The organism is Plantactinospora sp. KBS50, assembly GCF_002285795.1.
Classification (GTDB): Bacteria; Actinomycetota; Actinomycetes; order Mycobacteriales; family Micromonosporaceae; genus KBS50.
Map to the genome: position 1 here is coordinate 3,207,162 of NZ_CP022961.1, position 17,520 is coordinate 3,224,681.

A 17,520-nucleotide genomic window follows, 5' to 3' on the forward strand; every position below is an offset into this window, starting at 1 on the left:
GCTCGTGGAACAGGGGGCGGCGTTTCTCATGCGCCGGTGGCAGAGCCGACCGGGCCGGATGGCGCTTGTCGCGCCGACGCTCGGCGAACTGTGCGGGCCGGTGCACGGGACGGTCGAGCTGCCGCACCGGATGGTCTGGCAGCCGGTCGCGCTGCGCCGGTTCGACCTGGACGACCCGTACCAGCGGTGCCGCGCGTACGAGATCGTGTTGCGCGAGGCGGTCCGTTTCGAGGAACTGCGGTCCCTGCTCGCCGGTGCCCTGTTGCGGTGGGTGTGGCCCGATCTGTACCTGCCGCCGGGCGTCCGTCGGGCGTGGGAGGACCACCACCCCGAGCTGGCCGCGCCGGGTACCGCCGCCGCCTGATGCCCGACCGGATCGACCCCCTGCGGGACATCGACCCCTTTCAGGAGCGGGTGGCCCGGATCGCGCTGGGTGTGGCCCGCGACGACGGGTTCGTGTTGGGCGGCGGGCTCGCCCTGGTGGCGCACGGGGTGCTGGTGCGGCCCACCGAGGACATCGACCTGTTCCGGGACTCCGGCGACGGGGACGGCAGTGGCCCGGCCGCCGCCGGCGGTGGCCTGTCCCTGGCGGCCGCCCGGATCGGGACGGCGCTGACCGCGGCCGGCATCCGCGCCGAGGTGCAGCCCGTGGAGGGCTGGCTTGCCGAACTGGTGGCCGGGCTGGACGACCAGCTGGTCGAGCTGGTCGCCTACCGGGACGGTACGCCGGCGCAGGTGCGGCTGACCCTGGGCCGGCTGCACCGCCGGCACGGTCCGGTGGTGCTGGACATCGGCCCGGTGATGCACCTGGACGACCTGCGGGCGTGGAAGGTCGCGGCCCTGGTGTCGCGGGCCGAGCCGCGCGACTACATCGACGTGGCGGCCTTCCTGGGGTCGATGGACCCGCCCGCGCTGATCGGCCTGGCCCGCACGATGGATCCGGCCATCGGGGACGACGAGGTGGCCGCCGTGGGCGCCCGGCTGGACCGGATGCCGGATCGGGAGTTCACCGGCTACGGCCTGGACGCCGCCGCGGTGGCGGTGCTGCGGCGGCGGTTCGCCGCCTGGCCGGGGCGCTGACCGGGGTCGGGGCGCTCACCGGGCGGTCCGGCCAGTGCGCCGGGCGGGTCAGCGCCGCCGGCAGCCGGGTGGCCGGGTCGCCGGTGGCGGCGTCGAGCTGGGGCTGGGTCAGGAACAGCGCGTCCCGCAGGTCGGCGCCGGCCAGCCGGGCGCCGCGGGTGTCCGCGCCGGTCAGGTCCGCCAGGCGCAGGTCCGCGCCGCGCAGGTCGGTGCCGATCAGGTACGCCCCCCGCAGGTTCGCCCCGCGCAGGTCGGCACCGCGGTGATCCGTCCCCGTCAGGTCGGCGCCGCGTAGCTGTGGGCCGGGCCGCCGGGCGCGGGCCAACTCGCTGGCACTTGTCAACAAAGCATTGACAGATGCCCGGCGGGTGGCGACGTCGGTCGCGAGGATCGTCTCCGGGTCGGCGTCGACGAGCCGGTACAGCTCGGCCAGCGCCGCGTCCAGGTCGGCGTGCCGCGGCCGGGCGGCCGGCAGTGCCCGCGCCGCGCTCAGGTACGCGAGCAGTTCGTGCAGTTGTCGCTGCACGGCGAACACCCGGAACATCTGGCCGGCCGTCTCCGGGTGGCCCCGCCAGTCCCGGCCGCCGTAGGTGACCCGGGAGACGCGCTGGCCGGCGCCGAAGCAGTCGAAGACCGTGCAGCCGGCGAAGCCGCGCCGCCGCAGGTCGGCGTGGATGCCGCAGCGGAAGTCGGCGCGCAGGTTCGGGCAGGCGTGGCCGGCGGGCTTGTCCAGCGCGAACTCCGCCGAGGCGGCGAAGGCCGGCGCGACGCAGCACAGCCCGAAGCAGCGGGCGCAGTCGGCCCGCAGCGCGTCCTGGGGCGCGTCCCGGGCGGGGTGCGGGGGGAATCGGGCAGGGCGAGGTCTCCGATCCGGGGGCTTCGGTCCGGACCCGCCCATCATGGCATCGCCTGCCGCGCCACCCCACGCGCGGCGGGCGACCGTCGCGTGCCACCCGGAGTGGCCCAGGTCACTTCCCGGCGCGGGCGCTTTCGAGTTGACGACCCCTCCCGGAGCGAGGTAAATAAGAAGAGGAAGTTGAGTCACAGCCACTCAACCCAGAGCTTCGAAATCCTGAGGCTTCGACACCCGAGGTCTCGAACACGTGGGAGATTCGAGGAGGAGGCGCCACCATGTTGATGCGTACCGACCCGTTCCGGGAGATGGACCGCTTCGCGGAGCAGTTCTTCGGCACCAGCACCCGGCCGGCGGTGATGCACCTGGACGCGTACCGCGACGGCGAGTACTTCTACGCCGCCTTCGACCTGCCCGGCGTCGACCCGGACAGCATCGACTGCACCGTCGAGCGCAACGTGCTGACGGTGCGGGCGGAGCGTCGCCGGCCCACCGGTGACAAGGTCGAGCTGGTCGCGGCCGAGCGCCCGATGGGTGTCTTCACCCGGCAGCTGTTCCTCGGCGACACCCTGGACACCGAGAAGCTGGAGGCCGGCTACGAGAACGGGGTGCTGACCCTGCGCATCCCGGTCGCCGAGCGGGCCAAGCCGCGCAAGATCTCGATCGCCGCGACCGGCAACGGCCGGCAGCCGATCAACGCCTGACGATCAGCGCCTGATCGTCGTACCCGCAAGCGGCGGCGGCCCGGATGCTCCGGGCCGCCGCCGCGGTGTTTGCGCCCGCGCCACCCCGTCGCCGCGGCAGGGGCACCCGCCGGCCGATGCCCGGGCGCGTCGGCTTCGCTTCCCGGCCCCGATCTGGGAATCTTTCTCGCATGTCCGGTTCCGCCCTGTCCGCCCGGGTCCGCGCCACGCTCGACCGACCCACCGCGGCCCTGGACTTCACCGACGCCTGGCTGCGCAACCGGCGGCTGTCCGAGCACACCCGCACCGCGTACCGCGGGGACGTGGCCGGCTGGCTGGGCTGGTGCGCCGGGCACGGCGTGGACCCGCTGGCGGCCGTGTTCCTCGACGTCAACACCTACGCCCGCGAGCTGGAGGAGTCCGGCACCGCTGGCCGGCCGCTGTCGGGCGCCACCGTGGCCCGCAAGCTGTCCGCGCTGTCGAGCTGGTACGACTTCCTGCTCAAGCTCGGCGCGGTGCCGACCAACCCGGTCGCCGGTGCCGACCGGCCGCGGGTGGACCGGGACCATTCCAGCACGGTCGGGCTGACCTCGGCCGAGGTGGACGCGTTGCTGGCGGCCGCGGCGGCGGCCACCGGCGGCACCGCGGCCCGCAACGTCGCGGTGGTCACCCTCCTGGCCGACCTGGGCCTGCGGGTCGGTGAGCTGGTCTCCCTCGACCTGGCCGACCTGGGTCAGGAACGCGGCCACCGCAGCGTCCGGTTCGTCGGCAAGGGCGGCCGGCCGCGCCGCCGTGCCCTCACCCCCGCCTCGGTGCAGGCCGTCGAGGCGTACCTGCGGGACCGGGCGGCCGCGGCGGGAGTGCCGGTCGAGCGTCTCGACGGGCCGCTGCTGGTCACCGCCAGCGGCGCCCGGCTGGACCGGCACGCGGTGTTCCGGCTGGTCCGCCGGCTGGCCCGGGCGGCCGGCATCCCGGCCTGGGCGTCGCTGTCGCCGCACTCGCTGCGGCACGCGTTCGCCACCGCGGCCCGTGCCGAGGGGGTGCCGCTGGAGGACGTGCAGGACGCGATGGGGCACGCCGATCCGCGGACCACCCGCCGCTACGACCGGGACCGGCACAACCTGGACCGGGATCCGGCGTACGCGATCTGGGCGGCCCGCGCCCGCCGGGGCACGGACTGACCCCCGTCACCGGCCGTGCCCGGCGCGGGTGGGCCCGACGGGGGTCGGCCCGGCGCGGGTGGGTCCGTGCGGTCAGGGACGCTCGCCGGCCGCCGGTGCCGCGGCCGCCGGGGCGGTGGCGGCCGGTGCGGTGGTGGACTGTGCCGCGGACGCCGGTGCCGGTGCCGTCGGCTCGGGGTCCAGGCCCAGGGCGGCCCGGGCCAGCTCCAGCGCCTGCCGGGGGGCCACACCCAGTTCGTGACTGCGGGCGGCGTAGTCGACGGCCAACCGGCGGGCCTCCTCGGACGCCCCGGCCGCGCGGGCGGTGACGAAGCTGCCGTGCCGGCCCCGGGTGGCCACCAGACCGGCCCGTTCCAGCTCCCGGTACGCCCGGGCGACGGTGTTCGCGGCCAGCCCGAGGTCGCTGGCCAGATCCCGGACCGGCGGCAGGCGGGTGCCCGCGGGCAGCTCGCCGCCGGCCGCGAGCGCCGCGATGCCCGCCCGGATCTGCTCGTACGGCGGGACCGGGGCGCTCGGGTCGATCGTCAGCGCAATGATCGGTCGAATGTACCAACCGGGCGCTCCGTCGCGCGGCCGGGACGTACCTGGTGCTTTGCCTGCGGCCCGGGCGCCGCGGTCTCTACGTTGGTGGACGTGTCCTACGAGGCCGCCGCGCAGCGACCGACCCGCCGGCCGCCGGTGCTGCGGACCGCGCTGCTGTCGGCGGGTGTGCTGATCGTGGTGTGCTGCGTCGGCGCGGCCGGGCTCGGCGCCTGGAACTTCCAGATCCTGCGCGGCACCAGCGGCCCGGTGCGGGACGCCGCGGACACCTTCCTGCGGGACGTGTCGGCGGGAAACGCGGGGCACGCGTACGACGAACTGTGCCCTGCCACCCGGCAGCGGTGGAACCGGGACGAGTTCGTGCGGCACGCCACCGGTCCGGAGGCGGTGCTGCGGTACACCGTCAAGGAGGTGAAGGTGGCCACCAGGGACGGCCAGCCCCGCGGGTCGGTGGCGGTGCAACTGGTGCGCCGCAGCGGCACGGTGCAGCGCCGCACCCTGGTGGTGGTCCGCGACGGCGACGTGTGGCGGGTCTGCGGCGACGTACCCGTCTGAGCGGGTGGGTCAGCCGCCCAGGGCGGGACCCAGATCCCCGGTGCGGTGGTGGCGGCGGCACAGCACCTGGTAGCGCACCCGCGCCGAGTCCACGGTGTCGCCGATGACCACCTGTTCCCCTCTCGGGCCACGGCGCCGTCGACAACCCGGGCGTTGAGCAGCCCCTCCCGGCCGCACCAGCACAACACCTCGACCTGGATCCGGGCCACCTCGTCGGCCAGTTCGAACAGCCGCTGCGCCGCGGGGAACAGGCCGGAGCGGAAGTCGGTGGCCAGGCCGAAGGCGAACACGTCCACGTCGTGCGCGTCGACCAGTTCGGCCATCTGCTCCACGTGCGCGATCGTGTAGAAGCTGGCCTCGTCGCAGATCAGGTAGTCGACCCCGATGCCCTGCGCCCACCGGTCGCGGACCAGGGACAGCAGGTCGAGTTCGTCGGTGACCTCGATGGCGTCGTGCGCGATGCCGATCCGCGAGGTGATCCGCGGCCCCAGCGACCGGTCGATGCGGGTGAGCACCAGGCCGCGCCGGCCCTGCCGGGCGTGGTTGTAGTTCATCTGCAGGGCCATCGTCGACTTGCCGCAGTCCATCGGCCCCCAGAAGAACTTCAGCGCCGCCGCGTGCCGGGGCCGCCCGTCCTGCCGCTCCGGGACGCAACCCGCGTGCTCCGGTCCGGCGGCGCCGGGATGGACGAGGCAGGTCGGTGCGAGGGCGGAGTCGTCGGTCACGGTCGGGCAGCCTAGCCCATGGCCGCGATGATGATCTCCGGTTCGGGTCGCGGGTGTGGGGGGCGGCGCACCGCCCCCCACAGCCCTACAACAGCCGCGGCGGGGTGTTGCCGGCGGCGATCACGGCCCGGCGCATCGGTACGGCCAGCAGCAGCACGAACCCGACCACGAAGAAGATCAGCAGCGACACCAGGCCGACCCGGTAACTGTTGGTCAACTGGAACACCAGCCCGAACGCCAGCGGCCCGAGCCAGCTCGTGCCCTTGTCGCTGATCTCGTAGAAGCCGTAGTACTCGCCCTCCTTGCCCACCGGGATGAGCTGGCTGAACAGCGACCGGCTCAGCGCCTGGCTGCCGCCCAGCACCAGCCCGATGGCGGCGCCGAGCACCATGAACGGCAGCGGTGCCTCGGCGGGCAGCCGGAACGCGGCGAGGATCACCCCGGTCCACAGCACCAGGCTGAACAGCACGGTCTTCCACGCCCCGATCCGCCGGGCCAGGGCGCCCAGCAGCAGCGACCCGCCGAAGGCCAGGAACTGCACCAGCAGGATCGTCACGATCAGCGTGGACTGCTCCAGCCGCAGTTCCTTGGTGCCGTACTGGCTGGCCAGCGCGATGACGGTCTGGATGCCGTCGTTGTAGACCAGGTAGGCCAGCAGGAAGAACAGCGTCAGCGGGTACGCCTTGAGCCCGCGCAGCGTCCCGCCGAGCTGCCGGAACCCGTCGGTGAGCACGTTGCCCCCGGCGGCGGCGTCGGGGGCCGGGTGTTCGCGCAGCCAGCGCAGCGGCACCAGGGTGAACGCCGCCCACCACACGCCGGCCGAGACGATGCTCCAGCGGGCCAGGTCGAGGGTGCGTTGCGGGTCGCCGCTGCGGCTGAGCAGGGTGACCGCCACCAGGTTGACCGCGAGCAGCAGTCCGCCGCCGAGGTAGCCCAGGGCCCAACCGCGGCTGGAGATGGCGTCCCGGTCGTCCGGGCCGCCCAACTGCGGCAGGAACGAGTTGTAGACCACCACGCTGGCCCCGAAGGCGACGTTGGCGATCAGGAACAGGAACCCGCCCAGCAGGTAACGGTCCCCGGTGACCAGCGCGAACGCGGCGGTGGCCGCCGCGCCGGTGAACGCGGCGCCGGCCAGCAGCCGCTTCTTGTGCCGGGACCGGTCGGCCACCGCACCCATCACCGGCAGCACGAACACGGTCAGCAGCACCGACAGCGACACCAGGTACGGGAAGTAGGAGCCGGCGGCCACCGTGATGCCCAGCGGGTGCACCGTACCGGTGCAGTCGTCGGCGTCGATCGCGCAGCCGGCGGCGCGTTCGGTGACGGTGGTCAGGAACGGCCCGAGGAAGACCGTGACCACGGTGGTGGAGAACGCCGAGTTCGCCCAGTCGTAGAAGTACCAGCCGGTCCGTTCCCGGCGGGTGGACCGGGGCGGCCCGGCTGCCGGCCCGTCCCCGGCGGGCTCGTCCCCGGCGGGCTCCCCGCCGGTCGGTTCGTCGGCGGCGGTGCCGCCGGAGGCGCCGTCCGGGCTGTGACCGGAGGCGCCGTCCGGAGCGTCGGCGGTGGAGACCAAGGCGGATCCTTCCGGCTGGGCGGCCACCGCCGCCGACCTACTGCGGGTCGGCCGGCCAGTGACCACGGCTGCGGTACGTCTCGCGGAGTACGTCGACGCGATCGGTCATGATGCCATCAACCCCGAGGTCGAGTAAGTCCTCCATCTCGGCACGATCGTCGATCGTCCAGACGTGCACCTGAAGCCCGAGCCGGTGCGCGTACGCCAGGAACCTGCGGTCGACCACCGGCACCCGACCCCAGCGCATCGGGACCTGGGCGGCGACCACCGACGGGGGCAGCACCAGCCGCCGCCCGGTCAGCGAGGCCAGCCGCAGCCGGGCCACCCCGAGCATGCCCAGCGAGGTGGCCACCTTCGGGCCGGCCAGGGTACGCAGCCGGCGCAGCCGCGCGTCGCTGAACGAGGCCAGCAGCACCCGGTCCCCGGCGCCGGCCCGCTCCACACAGTCGACCGCGGGTGTCACCGCGTCGTCGGCCTTGACGTCGACGTTGAACCGCACCTCGGGCCAGGCGGCGAGGACCTCGTCCAGCCGGGGCACGGCCGCCGCGCCGCCGACCCGCACGCTGGCCAGGTCGGCCCAGCGCAGCGCGGCGATCCGGCTCCGGTCGCCGGTGAGGCGTTCCAGCGTGGCGTCGTGGAACACCACGGGTACGCCGTCGGCGGTGGCGTGCACGTCGGTCTCGACGTACCGGTAGCCCAGCGCGACGGCCCGGGCGAACGCCGCGGCGGTGTTCTCGTCTCCCGCGGCGGCGCCGCCGCGGTGCGCGAACGCCAGCGGGGCCGGCGCGTCCAGATACGGAAAGCGGTTCACCTCTTCGAGTATGCCGTCCGAGGGTGACCGGCGGGTAACTCCCAGGTCAACGGCCAGCCGTCGGTGCGGCGCCCCGGGCGGGCGCTCCACCCGTTCTAAGCTCCGCGAGGGTGCAGGTGCGGCCGTCCCTCGGCGACGGCCGGCTCACGGAAGGAACAGGTGCCGCTCGTGTTTCCGGTGAGGCCGCCTACCCCCTGTCGTCCCCCCGGCCACCGCGGCGGACCCGGACCCCGGCCCGGACCCCGGTTCGGAACACGGCCCGGCGACCACCCGGCGGGTACCCGGTGACCGGCGCCGAGCCGCTGGCCGGCCCGCCGGCGGTGCGCTGGATCGTGGCCTCGATGGGGGAGTGCGCGGTCGCGCTCACCGGGCTGGAACGCGGCGGCTACCACCCGGCCCGCGGGTTCAGCGCCGTCGGCCCGGTGCGGCCGGTGGTGCTGCGGTACGGGCCGGTGGTGGACTCCCGCGGCGCCGACCTGGTGCTGCGGATCGCCGCCCGCGGCGGGTCGGTGCTGGCGGTGCTCGACCCGGCCGGGACGCTCGGCCGGTCGCTGGCGGTGGCGCTGCGCCGGTGCGGTCCGGTGCGGCTGGGCGTCGACCGGGGCGGGCAGCCGGTGCCCGGTGCCGGCCAGCCCGCCGTGGAGGACTCGCGGGTGCTGGACCGGCTGGTGCCCGAGCAGCGGGCGTTGCTGAACCGGCTGGCCAACGGGGAGACCATCGCGGCGGCCGCGGCGGCGGAGTTCCTGTCGCTGCGCACCGCCAACCGGCGCATCGCCCAGGTGCGGCACCTGCTGGGCGTGCACACCACCCGCGACGCGGTGCGGATCTACCTGCGCCAGCGCCCGCCCGGCGACGGCTGACCCCGGGGCGGGTCGGCCTGCTGCTGCCGGCCGGTCGGACGCCGGCTGACCGGTACCGGCCGGTCGGATGCCGATAGGCCCGGTGCCGGTCAGCCGGGTACCGGCGGCTCCGCGGCGCGGCGGCGGTGCATCCGGGCGGTGTCGCGGGGTCGGCTGGGATCCAGGTGCCGGGGCCGGTCCGGCTCGTCCGGCCGGAGCCCGGCCAGGGTCTCGGTGAGCGCGTCGATGATCCGGTCGGTGGCCCGCAGCGCGGCACCGGGGACCAGCGGATCGAGATCGGCCAGCCGCACCGGCGGGCCGAAGTGCACCCGTACCGCCGGGCGGCGGCGGGCGGCCCGGGCCAGGCCGCGCAGCAGCCCGCGGGGGCGGAGTACGGCGCCAGTTCGTGCGCTCCCCACTGCGCCACCGGCACCACCGTGGCGCCGGAGGCCAGGGCCAGCCGGGCCGCCCCGGTGCGACCGCGTTCCGGCCACATGCCCGGATCCAGCCCGATCCGACCCTCCGGATAGACCAGGACGACCGATCCGGCGGACACCGCCGCGGCCGCGTCCTGCAGGGCCCGGGCCACCGTGGCGGTACGCCGGTCGACCCGGATGTGGCCGCAGGCGCGCATGGCCGCGCCCACCACCGGTGCCTGGAACAGCCCGCCGGTGGCCATGATTCGGGGCGCGATCCGCCGCACCCGGCAGGCGGCGCTCAGCACGACCGGGTCGACCGGGCTGATGTGGTTGGCGGCCAGGATCAGCGGCCCCTCGCGCAGCGCCGGCGGTACGTCGCCGGTGACGGTGAGCCGGCCCACCAACCCGACCAGGGCGCGGGCGAGCAGTTGCGCGAGGCGCCACAGCAGGGGAGGGCGCCACGGGGGGAGTGCGGCAGGGGTGTCCATCAGCCGCAGATCGTCGCACAGCGCTGTGGCCGAGGGCACGTCCCGACCCCGCCGTCATTTCTACGACGGCCGGTAGTATTTACTACGGGTCGTCGTAGATCGGAAGGGATCCGCCCGTGGACGCCTTGGATGTCGCCCGGTGGCAGTTCGGTGTGACCACCGTCTACCACTTCCTGTTCGTCCCGCTCACCATCGGACTGTCCACCCTGGTCGCGATCCTGCAGACCCTCTGGCACCGCACCGACAACCCCCGCTACCTGCGGCTCACCCGGTTCTACGGCAAACTCTTCCTGATCAACTTCGCGATGGGCGTCGTCACCGGCATCGTGCAGGAGTTCCAGTTCGGCATGAACTGGTCCGACTACTCCCGCTTCGTCGGCGACGTCTTCGGTGCACCCCTGGCCATGGAGGCCCTCCTGGCCTTCTTCCTGGAGTCGACCTTCCTCGGCCTGTGGATCTTCGGCTGGGACCGGCTGCCCCGCCGGATCCACCTGGCCACCATCTGGGCCACCGCCCTGGGCTCCACCCTCAGCGCCTACTTCATCCTCGCCGCCAACTCCTGGATGCAGAACCCCGTCGGCTACCGCATCGACCCCGTCACCGGCCGCGCCCACCTGAGCGACATCGGCGCCGTCCTGACCAACAAGGTCGCCCTGGTCACCTTCCCGCACACCCTCGCCGGCGCGTTCCTGGTGGCCGGCTCCCTCCTGGTCGCCGTCGCCCTCTGGCACCTCCTGCGCGCCCGGCCGACCCCCGCCGACCGCGACGCCCACCGGTTCGCCGCCCGGTTCGGCGCCCTGGTCACCCTGCTGGCCGCCGTCGCCATCCTGATCACCGGCGACATCCAGGGCAAGGTCATGACCCAGGTGCAGCCGATGAAGATGGCCGCCGCCGAAGCCCTCTACCGCACCGAACAACCCGCCGCGTTCTCCGTCCTGACCGTCGGCAGCCTCGACGGCAGCCGCGAGGTGTTCGCCCTCAAAATCCCGTACCTGCTGTCCTTCCTCGGCACCGGCGACCCGCACGGCCAGGTCCGCGGCATCGACGACCTGCAGGACCAGTACGCCGCCCAGTACGGCGCCGGCAGCTACACCCCGATCATCCCGGTCACCTACTGGAGCTTCCGGCTCATGATCGGCCTCGGCATGGCCGCCGCCGCCATCGCCGCCTGGGCGCTGTGGGCCACCCGCCGCGGACGCACCCCCGGCCGTACCCGCGCCGGCCGCTGGCTGCTGCGCGCCGGCCTGATCATGCCGCTGCTCCCACTCGCCGCCAACATCTTCGGCTGGATCTTCACCGAGATGGGCCGGCAACCCTGGGTCGTCTTCGGCGAGATGCTCACCCGCGACGGCGTCTCCCGCAGCGTCGGCCTGGCCGAGGTGCTCACCTCGTTCACCGCCTTCACCCTCGCCTACGCCACCCTGGCCGTGATCGAGGTACGCCTGCTGCTGCGCTACGCCCGCGCCGGCCTGCCCGAAGCCGCCGACGCCACCCCCGGCACACCGGACGACTCCGACCACGACCCCGACCGGCCACTGGCCTTCGCCTACTGAGCCGGCACCGCGAACCCGCCGACCGACCCGTCACCCAGCCAAGGAGCGGCCGTGGACCTGCCCACCGTCTGGTTCCTGCTCATCGCCGTCCTGTTCGGCGGCTACTTCATCCTCGAAGGCTTCGACTTCGGCGTCGGGATGCTGCTCCCGGTGCTCGGCCGCGACGACCGGGAACGACGGGTGCTCATCAACACCATCGGACCCGTCTGGGACGGCAACGAGGTCTGGCTCATCACCGCCGCCGGCGCCATGTTCGCCGCCTTCCCCGCCTGGTACGCCACCCTCTTCTCCGGCCTCTACCTGCCGCTGCTGCTGATCCTGCTGGCCCTCATCGGCCGCGGCGTCGCCTTCGAATACCGGCACAAGCGCGACGACCCGGCCTGGAAACGCCGCTGGGACACCGCCATCGTCCTCGGCTCCACCCTCCCCGCCCTGCTCTGGGGCATCGCCGTGGCCAACATCGTGCGCGGCGTACCCCTGCACGCCGACGGGGACTACGCCGGCGGACCCACCGACCTGCTCACCCCGTACGCGCTGCTGGGCGGCCTGACCACCGCGGCGCTGTTCCTCACCCACGGCGCCGTGTTCCTCGCCCTCAAGACCGCCGGCGACATCCGCCGCCGCGCCGGCCGGCTCGCCGTGCGCACCGGCGCCGCCGCCACCGCCCTCACCGCGGCGTTCCTGGCCTGGACCGTCACCCTGCACCCCGGACCGGCCACCACCGCCCTCGCCGCCGCCGCCACCGCGGCGCTGCTCGCCGCGCTCGCCGCCGCCCGGGTACGCCGCGAGGGCTGGGCCTTCACCGGCACCGCGGCCGGCATCGCGTTCACCGTCGCCACCCTGTTCACCGGCCTCTTCCCGGACGTACTGCCGTCCACCCTGGACGCCGCCGGCACCCTCACCGTGCACAACGCCGCCTCCGGCCCGTACACCCTGAAGATCATGACCTGGGTGGCCGCGTTCTTCACCCCGCTCGTGCTGGCCTACCAGGGCTGGACCTACTGGGTGTTCCGCCGGCGCATCGACGTGCGGCACATCCCGGACCACTGACCGCGCGGAGCTGGCTGTGGCGGGATCACTCAAAGGTCGCTTACCGGCGGCGCCGCCTGGACGGGGTCGGACTTCGGCCCGGGGAAAGCACTACCGTCCGTGGGCTCCCGGGTAAGCCAGATCAGCCCGGACCACCAGCGGCCGGCACGTCGCCCAGTCGGGGCTCCGGCAGTTCTGGCGGAAATCCGACGGATCATCCACTGCGCGGAGACCTGTCCCACCCGCGCTGTACCGGCGCAGGATTTCCCGCCGGTCCGGAACCCCGGGAGGGCCGGGACCCCTCTGGCCCCGGCCGGCGCTCAGCCCGCGTCGCGCAACTCCGCCAGCCGCGCCTCGATCTCCGCCAACTCCGCCCGCAGCTTCTCGGCCTGCTGCTCCGCCTCGGCCCGCTCCGCGGCCATGATCTGCTCCACCGCCTCGCGAACCCCCGGCACGTCCACCAGGGCCACCATCTTCAACGCCTCCGCCGGCTTCACCACGTACGGCTTCGCCAGCGACTTGCTGCCCTGCACCGCCGACACCGTCCACTCACCCTCGGCGTACGAGAGCGTGACCGTGAGCCCGGCCGACGCCTTCGGCCGCGCCGCCTTGGCCCCGCGCCGCGCCGGCTTGGCGTCCCCGGCGGCCGGCGCCTCCTCCTGAGTGGACACGGGCGTCTCCTTCGGCTCCCTGCGCGGCGCCGGCACCGGCTCGCGCGTCACCATGAACTCCGGCTCGGGCGCCGGCGGCGCCTCCGGTTCCGGTTCCGGCTTCGACTCGGACCGCCGCCCCGCACCCTTGGGCGGAATCGACAGGTCGGTGGGGAGAACGGCAACTCGTCCCGGCCGAACCGCACCACCAGCCACTCGTCCGACACGGCCGGGTCGGTCAGCTCCACCACCTGACCCAACTGGCCCGCGATCTGCCCCGCGGACTCGGTGAACATCACCCGCGGCTTGCGGCCCCCAGCCAGTGTGTCGCGGATGTGCTGCAACTCCTCGGGCGCCAAGCCTTGGGCCGTGGTACGCGCGGCGGCCATCAGATCCCCTCTTTCGTACACCTGTATCAGATCGGATACCTTCCTACCAGGCCCGTCCGACACCCCGCACGCCGACACCCCCACCCGGCGTCCGCGCCGCGACAGCGTACGCCCAGCCGTCGCCGCGCCCGGCGACCCGCCGGGGGCGTACCGGCGTACCCCTGGGCCGGCGCCACGCCCATTCAGTCGTGAGCTTGGATGCTGCGCAGGAAGCCTTGCGCCAGCTCCCGGATGTCGAGTTCGGTCGAGTCCCGTCCGCTCATGATCCAGTAGAACGCCGGCCCGATCAGGCGTGCGGCGACCTGATCGGGGGCGGCCGGGCGGGGGATGGTCCGGTCGAGGACGGCCTGCGCGCTCGCGCCCAGGATGTCGCGCGATGCGATCAGCTGCGCGACCGCCGGATCGTGCTGAGCGGCGGCGAGCAGCGTCCGGTAGGCGATTCCGGCCGGTGAGTGCGCCAGGAAGCGGACCAACGCCTCAAGGTAGGCGGTGATTCCGGCCAGCGGGGTGCCGGCGGGCGGCACCGTGAGTTCCTCCTCGGCGTCGGCGACACTGGCCTCAAAAATGATCTCCGCCTTGGTCGACCACCAGCGGTAGACCGTCTGCCGGCCGACGCCAGCCCGCTCGGCGATGCCCTTCATCGTCAGGGCGGCATAACCGACTTCGAGCAACAGGTCGTCGACCGCGTGCAGGATGGCTTCACGCGCCTGCTCGCTGCGGGGCCGGCCGCCTCGGCTCTTCGATTCGATCATCCGGTCATCCTACCGAGACACCGTGCCTCGTTTTGTGATCCAGGTAACGAGACATGTTGCCTCGTTATGACCTATCGTTACGAGACACAATGAACCGAAACTTCGAGGAGAGCCTCATGGACGTCTTCGTCACCGGAGCGACCGGCTGGATCGGCTCCGCCACCGCCGACGAGCTGCTCGCGAACGGACACCGGGTCACCGGCCTGGCCCGCTCCGAGGACTCCGCCAGGACGCTGGAGGCCAAGGGCGCCACCGCTCTGCGCGGCGACCTCGACGACCTCGACTCACTGCGCCGGGGCGCGTCCGCGGCCGACGCCGTCGTCCACCTGGCCAACAAGCACGACTTCGGCCCCGAGAGCGACCGGGCCGAGCGCGCCGCCGTGCAGGCCATGGCCGAAACCCTGGTCCGCAGCGACAAACCCTTTGTCGTCGCCAACGGCCTCTCCGGCGTCGTCGAGGGCCGGCCCGCACTGGAATCCGACGTCAGCCCGGTCGACTCGCGCGGCGACAGCGAGAACCTGGCGCTGAGCTACGTCGAGCGGGGCGTGCGTACGGTCATCGCGCGGTTCGCTCCGAGCGTGCACGGCGCCGGCGACTGGGGCTTCGTCACCTTCCTCGCTGACGCGGCCCGCCGACGCGGCGTGTCCGGCTACATCGACGACGGCCTGACCGAATGGTCGGCCGTGCACCGCTCGGACGCGGCGCGGCTGATTCGGCTCGGCATCGAGAAGGCGCCGGCCGGCACCCGGATGCACGTGGTGGCCGAGGAGTCCGTCCCGACCCGCGAGATCGCCGACGCCCTCGGCGCGGCGCTCGGGCTGCCCGTCGTGTCGGTCGCCCGCGAGAACGCCGCCGGGCACTTCGGTCTGATGGCCGAGTTCTTCGGCCTCGGCATGGCCGCCTCCAGCGCCCGCACCCGCGAACTGCTCGGCTGGACCCCGGCCGGCCCCACTCTGTCCGACGACATCGCGGCCGGCGCCTACGGCAGCGCGTCGTGACCAACGCCGCACCAAACCTGAAAGAGGAGCCTTCCATCTCGACCCTGTCGCCACCATCAGCGTGTGACAGAGCGGGGTGGAGAGCCCGCGGACGGCGTCCCGGCCACCCGCGCCCGGACGTCGTCCGCGGCTCACGCCCCGGTCGCCACCAGGCCGGCGACGGCCGAGCCGATGGGGATCGACCGAACCGGCCAGGACACCTCCGGTACGCCCGGTGTGACCCGCGTCGCCGCCCGGTGCGACACCGCCGCCGGTAGGGTCGGGCCACTGCCGGTCAGCCGGCCGACCAGGGGAGGAGTCCGATGAGTCCGGTCACCGTCATCACCGGCGGCAGCCGAGGCATCGGCGCCGCCACCGCACGCCGGCTCGCGGCCGCCGGACACGACCTGGTGCTCGGCTACCGCACCGACCGGGCCGCCGCGGACACGGTGCTCGCCGACGTGCACGCCGCCGGCCGCGCCGGCATCGCCGTGGCCGGCGACACCAGCAACCCCGACGACGTCGTACGACTGTTCGACGCGGCGGCCGGGTTGGGGGAGCTGACCGGGCTGGTCAACAACGCGGGCGTGGCCAGCCGGATCGGCCCGTTCGTCGACCTCGACCCGGCCGACCTGCGGCGCGTCGTGGACGTCAACCTGGTCGGCTACCTGCTGTGCGCCCAGCAGGCCGCCCGGCGGATGACCGCCGGTGGGTCCATTGTCAACGTCTCGTCCGTGGCCGGCACGCTCGGCGGACCCGGCGAGTACATCCACTACGCCGCCACCAAGGGCGCCACCGACACGCTGACCGTCGGGCTGGCCAAGGAACTCGCGCCCCGGGGCATCCGGGTCAACGCCGTGGCACCCGGCATCATCGACACCGAGTTCCACGCCGGCTCCGGGATGCCCGACCGGCCGGTACGGGCCGCCGGCCGCATCCCGATGGGCCGCGCCGGCCTCGTCGACGAGGTCGCCGCGGCCATCGCCTGGCTGCTCGGCCCCGAGGCGTCCTACGCCAGCGGCGCGGTGCTGCGGGTCGCCGGCGGTCTGTAGGCGTCATCCGCGGCCGTCATCCCCGCGCCGGTTGGATGTTCGATAATCTACATTATGTCAACCTGGCCGGGGCGCGGCCGGACGCTCAGTCATACGTCAGGTACCTCAAACGGCCGCGTTGAGGTACCTGACGTATGACTGAGCGAGGTCGACCGGGGCGCCCGCCGCCGGCTGATCACGTCCGCGGTCCACCCGACGTGGTGGGCACGCCGGTGCGGGTCGCGCCGTCGGTGCTCCGGCGGCGCTCCGGCGAGGTCGGAGCACCGACCGGTACCCCGCGGATGCGGGTGCGCCCGCCGGTCGCGACCGGTCCACGCCTCCGCGGTCCACCACTTCCCCATACCCGAAAAACATGCATAATATCCGTTATGCATGTAGAAGGTGATGAAACGGTCTCATCGCTGGTCGAAGCCTTCCTGACGTCCCGGGCGACCCGGAAGCCGTCCCCGCACACTCTGGCGGCGTACCGGCGGGACCTGGCGACGGTGGCGAGCCTGGTCGCGGCGGCCGGCGACCCGCCACTCCCCCGGCCGAGCTGCCCCTCGCGGCGCTCAGCACCCGGGCGCTGCGGGGCGCGTTCGCGCGGTTCGCGGCCGACCGGGCCGCGGCCTCGGTGTACCGGGCCTGGTCGACCTGGAACGGCTTCTTCACCTTCCTGGTGGCCGAGGGCATCGTGGCCGGGAACCCGATGTCGGCGGTGGACAAGCCGGGTGTGCCACTCCCCCCGCCCAAGCCGTTGCGCGGGGCCGACACCCCCGAGGAACTGCTGACCGCGGTTTCCCGGGGCGACGAGCGGCAGCGGGACCCGTGGCCGGAGCGGGACGTGGCGGTGCTGGCGCTGGCGTTGTGCGCGGGGCTGCGCCTGGCCGAGCTGCTCGACCTGCGGGTGGCCTCGCTGGCCGGCCGCGCCGGTGAGCGGCGGGTGGAGGTGACCGGCAAGGGTGGCCGGGCGCGGGTGGTGCCGATAGAGCCGGAGCTGGACGCGGCGGTGACGGCGTATCTGGACAGCCGGCGGCGCCGGTTCGGTCACCGCAGCGTGCGGCCGGACGTGCCGCTGCTGGTGGACCGGTACGGTGCGCCGCTGCGCCGGGGTGGGTTGCAGTATCTGGTGCGTTCCTGTTATCGGCGGGCGGGGATCATGGACCGGGTGCCGCGGGGTGCGCAGTTGCACGCGTTGCGGCACACGTTCGCCACCCGGTTGGCCGAGGACGGGGCGAACGCGTCGGAGATCATGCGGTTGTTGGGTCATGCGAGCCTGGCGACCAGCCAGAACTACATCGAGGTGACCGCGGAGCAGCAGCGCGCGGCGGTGCGGGCCAACCGGACGAACCGGGTGCTGGGTCGGTTGCTGGGGCCGCCGGCGTGAGGGGC

General features: G+C 73.9%; 15 protein-coding genes and 5 pseudogenes. 11 read left to right on the top strand and 9 right to left on the bottom strand.

Annotation, left to right across the window (positions count from 1 at the left end):
* The first annotated feature begins 4 nt into the window (after positions 1–4).
* On the top strand, positions 5–364 hold the full coding sequence (locus CIK06_RS14310; protein WP_369916148.1) for a hypothetical protein: 360 nt from the start codon (positions 5–7) through the stop codon (positions 362–364).
* Positions 364–1,080, top strand: a complete 717-nt coding sequence (locus CIK06_RS14315) for a nucleotidyl transferase AbiEii/AbiGii toxin family protein (RefSeq protein ID WP_095565249.1) — start codon at positions 364–366, stop codon at positions 1,078–1,080. The genes CIK06_RS14310 and CIK06_RS14315 overlap by 1 nt, the downstream gene beginning before the upstream one ends.
* Here CIK06_RS14315 and CIK06_RS14320 read toward each other — a convergent pair.
* Positions 1,007–1,978 carry a pentapeptide repeat-containing protein gene (locus CIK06_RS14320; protein ID WP_095565250.1) on the bottom strand — a complete coding sequence of 324 codons (972 nt, stop codon included), beginning with the start codon at positions 1,976–1,978 and terminating at the stop codon, positions 1,007–1,009. The two genes, CIK06_RS14315 and CIK06_RS14320, sit on opposite strands and share 74 nt — an antisense overlap.
* A 233-nt stretch (positions 1,979–2,211) precedes the next feature.
* Here CIK06_RS14320 and CIK06_RS14325 point away from each other — a divergent pair, with 233 nt between their 5' ends.
* Positions 2,212–2,637: an Hsp20/alpha crystallin family protein gene (locus tag CIK06_RS14325; protein ID WP_095565251.1), complete on the top strand. Its 426-nt coding sequence runs from the start codon at positions 2,212–2,214 to the stop codon at positions 2,635–2,637.
* Between the two features lie 170 nt (positions 2,638–2,807).
* A complete protein-coding gene (locus CIK06_RS14330; protein ID WP_095565252.1) occupies positions 2,808–3,797 on the top strand; it encodes a tyrosine-type recombinase/integrase in 990 nt (329 codons plus the stop codon).
* Positions 3,798–3,869: 72 nt separating this feature from the next.
* Here CIK06_RS14330 and CIK06_RS32425 read toward each other — a convergent pair whose 3' ends face one another.
* Positions 3,870–4,136 carry a hypothetical protein gene (locus CIK06_RS32425; RefSeq protein ID WP_369916271.1) on the bottom strand — a complete coding sequence of 89 codons (267 nt, stop codon included), beginning with the start codon at positions 4,134–4,136 and terminating at the stop codon, positions 3,870–3,872.
* 27 nt (positions 4,137–4,163) lie between these two features.
* Positions 4,164–4,706 (bottom strand): annotated as a pseudogene (locus CIK06_RS32430) (hypothetical protein); the annotation flags it as partial.
* Here CIK06_RS32430 and CIK06_RS14340 point away from each other — a divergent pair.
* Positions 4,698–4,892, top strand: a complete 195-nt coding sequence (locus CIK06_RS14340; protein WP_369916150.1) for a hypothetical protein — start codon at positions 4,698–4,700, stop codon at positions 4,890–4,892. The pseudogene CIK06_RS32430 and the gene CIK06_RS14340 sit on opposite strands and share 9 nt — an antisense overlap.
* A 9-nt stretch (positions 4,893–4,901) precedes the next feature.
* Here CIK06_RS14340 and CIK06_RS14345 read toward each other — a convergent pair.
* The 3 genes and pseudogenes from CIK06_RS14345 to CIK06_RS14355 all read right to left on the bottom strand — a co-directional run bounded on the left by CIK06_RS14345 (position 4,902) and on the right by CIK06_RS14355 (position 8,001).
* A pseudogene (locus tag CIK06_RS14345) lies at positions 4,902–5,617 on the bottom strand (thymidine kinase).
* An 85-nt stretch (positions 5,618–5,702) separates the two neighbouring features.
* Positions 5,703–7,190 carry an MFS transporter gene (locus CIK06_RS14350; RefSeq protein WP_095567829.1) on the bottom strand — a complete coding sequence of 496 codons (1,488 nt, stop codon included), beginning with the start codon at positions 7,188–7,190 and terminating at the stop codon, positions 5,703–5,705.
* A gap of 37 nt (positions 7,191–7,227) precedes the next feature.
* Positions 7,228–8,001: a glycerophosphodiester phosphodiesterase gene (locus CIK06_RS14355; RefSeq protein ID WP_095565254.1), complete on the bottom strand. Its 774-nt coding sequence runs from the start codon at positions 7,999–8,001 to the stop codon at positions 7,228–7,230.
* Positions 8,002–8,285: 284 nt separating this feature from the next.
* On the opposite strand from CIK06_RS14355, the gene CIK06_RS31005 reads away from it, so the two are divergent.
* Positions 8,286–8,861 (top strand): LuxR family transcriptional regulator, encoded by a 576-nt coding sequence (locus tag CIK06_RS31005; protein ID WP_232534208.1) that lies wholly within the window; start codon positions 8,286–8,288, stop codon positions 8,859–8,861.
* 89 nt (positions 8,862–8,950) lie between these two features.
* Here the strand turns inward: CIK06_RS31005 and CIK06_RS14365 are convergent.
* Positions 8,951–9,747 (bottom strand): annotated as a pseudogene (locus tag CIK06_RS14365) (lysophospholipid acyltransferase family protein).
* Between the two features lie 116 nt (positions 9,748–9,863).
* Here CIK06_RS14365 and CIK06_RS14370 point away from each other — a divergent pair.
* Positions 9,864–11,300: a cytochrome ubiquinol oxidase subunit I gene (locus CIK06_RS14370; RefSeq protein ID WP_095565255.1), complete on the top strand. Its 1,437-nt coding sequence runs from the start codon at positions 9,864–9,866 to the stop codon at positions 11,298–11,300.
* A 51-nt stretch (positions 11,301–11,351) separates the two neighbouring features.
* Positions 11,352–12,350 (top strand): cytochrome d ubiquinol oxidase subunit II, encoded by a 999-nt coding sequence (gene cydB / locus CIK06_RS14375; protein ID WP_095565256.1) that lies wholly within the window; start codon positions 11,352–11,354, stop codon positions 12,348–12,350.
* Positions 12,351–12,649: 299 nt separating this feature from the next.
* On the opposite strand, the pseudogene CIK06_RS14380 reads toward cydB, so the two are convergent.
* Together CIK06_RS14380 and CIK06_RS14385 are read right to left on the bottom strand one after the other, a co-directional pair.
* Positions 12,650–13,368 (bottom strand): annotated as a pseudogene (locus CIK06_RS14380) (hypothetical protein).
* A 182-nt stretch (positions 13,369–13,550) separates the two neighbouring features.
* Positions 13,551–14,120 carry a TetR/AcrR family transcriptional regulator gene (locus CIK06_RS14385; protein WP_095565257.1) on the bottom strand — a complete coding sequence of 190 codons (570 nt, stop codon included), beginning with the start codon at positions 14,118–14,120 and terminating at the stop codon, positions 13,551–13,553.
* A gap of 89 nt (positions 14,121–14,209) precedes the next feature.
* Here CIK06_RS14385 and CIK06_RS14390 point away from each other — a divergent pair, with 89 nt between their 5' ends.
* The 3 genes and pseudogenes from CIK06_RS14390 (at position 14,210) to CIK06_RS14400 (ending at position 17,515) form a co-directional block, all read left to right on the top strand.
* On the top strand, positions 14,210–15,118 hold the full coding sequence (locus CIK06_RS14390) for an SDR family oxidoreductase (protein WP_369916152.1): 909 nt from the start codon (positions 14,210–14,212) through the stop codon (positions 15,116–15,118).
* 302 nt (positions 15,119–15,420) lie between these two features.
* Complete coding sequence (locus CIK06_RS14395; RefSeq protein ID WP_095565258.1) at positions 15,421–16,149, top strand: SDR family oxidoreductase; 729 nt, start codon at positions 15,421–15,423, stop codon at positions 16,147–16,149.
* Positions 16,150–16,517: 368 nt separating this feature from the next.
* Positions 16,518–17,515 (top strand): annotated as a pseudogene (locus CIK06_RS14400) (tyrosine-type recombinase/integrase).
* Positions 17,516–17,520 lie beyond the last annotated feature (5 nt).